This window comes from Acidovorax sp. KPB24-07 (assembly GCF_057543315.1).
This window is the reverse complement of sequence record NZ_BAAJYS010000302.1, coordinates 1-4,177: the sequence shown is the minus strand read 5'-3', so window position 1 is coordinate 4,177 and position 4,177 is coordinate 1. Positions and strand designations below refer to the sequence as shown.

The following is a 4,177-nucleotide window of genomic DNA, read 5'->3' as shown; positions in this document are numbered from 1 at the left end:
GGCCGCCGCCGCCTTCAACGCCCGCGTGATCCCGAGCGTGGCCTACACCGACCCCGAAGTGGCGTGGGTGGGCCTGACCGAAGACCAGGCCAAGGCGCAAGGCATCAAGGTCAAGAAGGGCCTGTTCCCTTGGACAGCCTCTGGCCGTGCCATCGCCAACGGCCGCGACGAAGGCGTGACCAAGCTGCTGTTCGACGATTCGCCCGAGGCCCATGGCCACGGCCGCATCCTGGGCGGCGGCATGGTCGGCACGCATGCGGGCGACATGATCGGCGAGATCGCCCTGGCGATCGAGATGGGCGCCGACGCGGTGGACATCGGCAAGACGATCCACCCGCACCCCACGCTGGGCGAGAGCATCGGCATGGCGGCGGAGATCGCGCACGGCTCCTGCACTGACGTGCCGCCATCGAAGAAGTAAGTCGCTTCAGCGTCTGCCGAAAACAAAGGCCCCGGACGGGAAATCGTACGGGGCCTATTTCCTGGCGCTTACACTAAGCGGCACTTACAAGCCGTTTTCAAGTCCTTTACGTGATTTGGATTCGGTACTTAAACTATTGAAAGCAGGGGGGCAACAGCCAGATGGATATGCGAAGCGTTGTGCCGCTTCAGTCTCTCGTGCGATCTCGCCGATCAGATCCAGTTCTTCCCGCCGAGGAACGTGCTGTCTACGAAAATTTCGTGATCGAAGAGAGGGTGACTGATGATCGATTGAAAAAATACGATCTTGCTTTTGGAAGCGCTCTACTGCCCAACTTGGACGCTTTTTGGCAGCAGCACCGCACCCAATATTTGAATGAACATCAGTTCGTAGAAAAGGACGAGGGTTCAGTTCCCGACACCTTTGAAGCGAAACTCAACGGCTCCAATTTCTGGACTGCTATCGATGACAACGTAGTGTTTTATCGACTGGAGCAGGTTTCCTGGGCGCTGAAGGGCAGTAGCGTGGATCTGGCCGAGTTTGAGTCCGCTGTCAGGGAATCCACTGCAGGGCCTAGTACCTCGTCAAAGACGGTTCATTCGATATTGCAGCGTGTTTTGGCCGAGTGGAACGAACGGCGCAACCTCTTCCCCAGCTTTGCCACCACATCAGACGAAGTGACTACCCTGCTGGAGGAGTCAGATTGGGCCGACCGCGTGCGCGATCACCTTGGCCTGGGTCATATGAATCCAGTAGCCGGTCGTACCGAGGCGGTGCTTTTGATGCGTTACACGGCCAAGGAAGTTCGCGCTGCCCGTGTTGCACGCATCCAAGGTTTTTGTATTCCTACGGTGCTGGATGGCACAATAAATCCTTATTTCTTTCCTACGCCGACTCACGCCGGAGTAGGAGGGGCGGTGTATGAACAAGGCAGGGCCGTGAATCTGGCTCCGGCTCTCACTGAATCGGACTACCGTATGGGCTTGGAATTAATCCACTCCTACTTGGACTACCGTCCTGAGCACATAGTGCGCTGGGGCCTGATTACTCGCCCGCATCAAGCAGATCTGTCCCGGTTGCGGCGCTGGCACCTGAGTTGGTTGCAGCTCAACTGCAACCGTGACGACTTTGCGTGTGAGCTGAACGATGTCTGACTCAGCTACCGCCGTTGCTCCATTGGACGCTGCGGCCCAGTCTTGGGTGGAGGCCCTCGCCCAGGAATCCGAAGCGGCGCTCGATCGCCTTCTGATGGGATGTGTCTGGCTCGGTGCCTACGCCGCACTTGAGCCTGCTCAGGCGTTGTCGCAGTTTCTGCCGACAGCACTAGAAGACACGCTGGACACGGCTTTGCAGAGTTGGCTAGCCCGCCAACTGCGCCAGAACGCTTTGCCTCCAGGAGCAACACCTAAACAATATGCACTGGCGCTGACCCAGGCCGGCGTACTGATGCAGACCCTGTCGCTACCGCGCAGCGTGTCGTGGTGCCGCGAACGTGCGCCCACTCTCTGGGCTTGGCTGAACCGGCAGCCCAGCTTTGCCTCCTGCGACCCGCGCAGCGCCCTGCTGCGCGCCCTGGCCTTGCACCAGACCAACCGCGACCTGCTGTCGTTCTGGATGGGCCTGTGCCGCCAGGGTCAGCCGCGCTGGGCGGCACTGGCGCTGTTCGGTCTGCGGCGTATGCCGGTGAATGACGAGGGCCAGATGCCCGAGGGGCTGCCTACCGCCTTGGTCGGTGGCCTGCTGGACTATGGTCTGAGTCTTCACCGTCATGCTGGCGACGCACCGGAAAAACAAAGTGAGCAGAAGCGTACATGGCTGACCGAGCTGGATTTCCTGAGCGCGGTGTACCCCATGTCCAGCAAGAACTGGCAAGCCCGTTTGCGCGACGCATTGACGGTACGCTCGCAAGACACCGTGCGCCCGGTGCGCCAGTGGCTTGATGAACGCTGGCCAGCCATCAACCAACCGGTGATTGCTGGGAATGGGCGCAAGCCATTGGAGGCTCCCCATTGGGGAAATGAGGTTCAGCCCCTGCTTCATCTGTTTGACAGCCAGCGAGCGAAGGTTGAGCCCCAACTGCGTGGCTTGATGGCACAAAACGCCCGCTACGCTCAAGAAACTGGCGATGCCTACTTTTTTTGTGCGTTCTTATTGCCGCCTCGCCGACTTCCTGCTCAAGTTGCCCAACTACCATGCCAGCATTGCCCGCGACGCCACCTGGGCCTTGCAACTGGGCCAGCATGCCGTGCTTTGGGCGCCGGGTAATCCACAGGCATGGTCGGTAGTCGGCCGGGCATTGGATGAACTGGGCGACTGGCCTGGCGCCCAGACCGTGTTCTGGTATGCCCGCAGGCGCTTTCCCTATGAGTCGCAGACGCACAACCAACTCGGGCATGCCCTGGTCATGCGCGGGCAGCTGGCCGAAGGTGAGGCTGTGTACCGCGCCGCCATCAGCCGCTTTCCCGACGACCCATTTTGTTGGGCCGACTTGGGCAACACCCTGCGCATTGCCCAGGGGCCAGAAGTCGCGCTGCCGGTATACCGACAGGCACAGCAGGCCTTTCACCACGACCCCGTGATCTGCTGCGCTCTGGCCGATGTGCTGATCGAACTCGGGAAAGTGGATGAAGCCAGCTCCGCGCTGGACTTGGCGCGTCGTTTGGCTGACCCGCTCGATAAAAAAACTCAAGGTGTGCTGGGCACCCTGCAACGCCGTTTCCAGAAACTGGCTTCCGGCCAAAGTCTCGCCCCTAGGCGACATACCCCACGGCCGCAAGGTGTGCCACAAACACTTGCACAGCTGGAGCAAGCCGCAGGCACCGGGCTGCAAGGGCTGGCGAGCCTTGGCTGCGCCACGCTGTGGCGTCAAGCCGGGCAACTGGACAAGGCTCGACAAGCCCTGAGCCAAAACGCACAGGCCCTGGATGTGCGCTGGCAAGCCGAGGAAGCATGGCTGATTGCCCAAGAGAATGGTTGGCCGACCGCCCGTGCATGGCTTGAACAATGCGTCGGGCATCACCCCGGTGACGGTGTACTGGCAGCGCTACGCCTGCACGCCGCAGAGCAAAGCGGAGAAGCCGTGGATTGGGGCAGTCTGCGCGGGCGCTTCGAAGAGCTGGCACCGCTGATCCGCGTGCGTCAAGACCGGGAAGTGCGCGTGCCCCACGAGCTGAGTGCCGCGCTGAAGGCCGTGACGGATCAAAGAAGCGGCGAACCGCAATTGAATGAGTTGGACGACGACTTCCGCATGGCCCTGTCGGTGTACCAAAGTGCCCAGAACGACGCCCTGGCCATGCTGGTGCAGCAGGATTACTTGGCCGCCCGGCAGCTGAGTTTGTATTGATTTATTTGTGGGAGACCAAGCTGTCCTTCGAACTGGCGGATCGCCTGACAGCCCCTAAACGATTGAGGGCCTGCGGTCAGTTGGATCGGCGAATGAATGTGCTGCAGGCGGTGGGCCGCACGCCCAACGGCAAGAAGATCGGCGCCGACAAGGCCGGCGTGGCCGTCACCGACCGCGGCTTCATCGACGTGGACATCCAGATGCGCACCAACGTGCCGCACATCTTCGCCATCGGCGACATCGTGGGCCAGCCCATGCTGGCGCACAAGGCCGTGCACGAGGCGCACGTGGCGGCGGAAGTCATCGCCGGCGAACTGCAGGGCAACAAGGAGTTGGCCGCCGCCGCCTTCAACCGCCCGCGTGCATCCCGAGCGTGGCCTACCACCGAACCCGAAGTGGCGTGGGTGGGCCTG

The 4,177-nt window shown here is 61.4% G+C and carries 3 protein-coding genes and 2 pseudogenes; all 5 read left to right on the top strand.

Translation table 11 applies throughout. From position 1 onward, the window contains the following. A pseudogene (locus tag AC27IQ_RS19735) lies at positions 1–421 on the top strand (dihydrolipoyl dehydrogenase); the annotation flags it as partial. 260 nt (positions 422–681) lie between these two features. Beyond that, the gene (locus AC27IQ_RS19730) at positions 682–1,575 is read left to right on the top strand and encodes a hypothetical protein (RefSeq protein ID WP_487090494.1); all 894 of its coding nucleotides are present in this window, start codon (positions 682–684) and stop codon (positions 1,573–1,575) included. 46 nt (positions 1,576–1,621) lie between these two features. After that, positions 1,622–2,686, top strand: coding sequence for a hypothetical protein (locus tag AC27IQ_RS19725; RefSeq protein WP_487090493.1), 1,065 nt, complete (start codon positions 1,622–1,624; stop codon positions 2,684–2,686). Further along, positions 2,667–3,764: a tetratricopeptide repeat protein gene (locus tag AC27IQ_RS19720; RefSeq protein WP_487090495.1), complete on the top strand. Its 1,098-nt coding sequence runs from the start codon at positions 2,667–2,669 to the stop codon at positions 3,762–3,764. Before AC27IQ_RS19725 ends, AC27IQ_RS19720 begins: the two co-directional genes overlap by 20 nt. Positions 3,765–3,862: 98 nt before the next feature. After that, positions 3,863–4,177, top strand: a pseudogene (locus AC27IQ_RS19715) (FAD-dependent oxidoreductase); the annotation flags it as partial.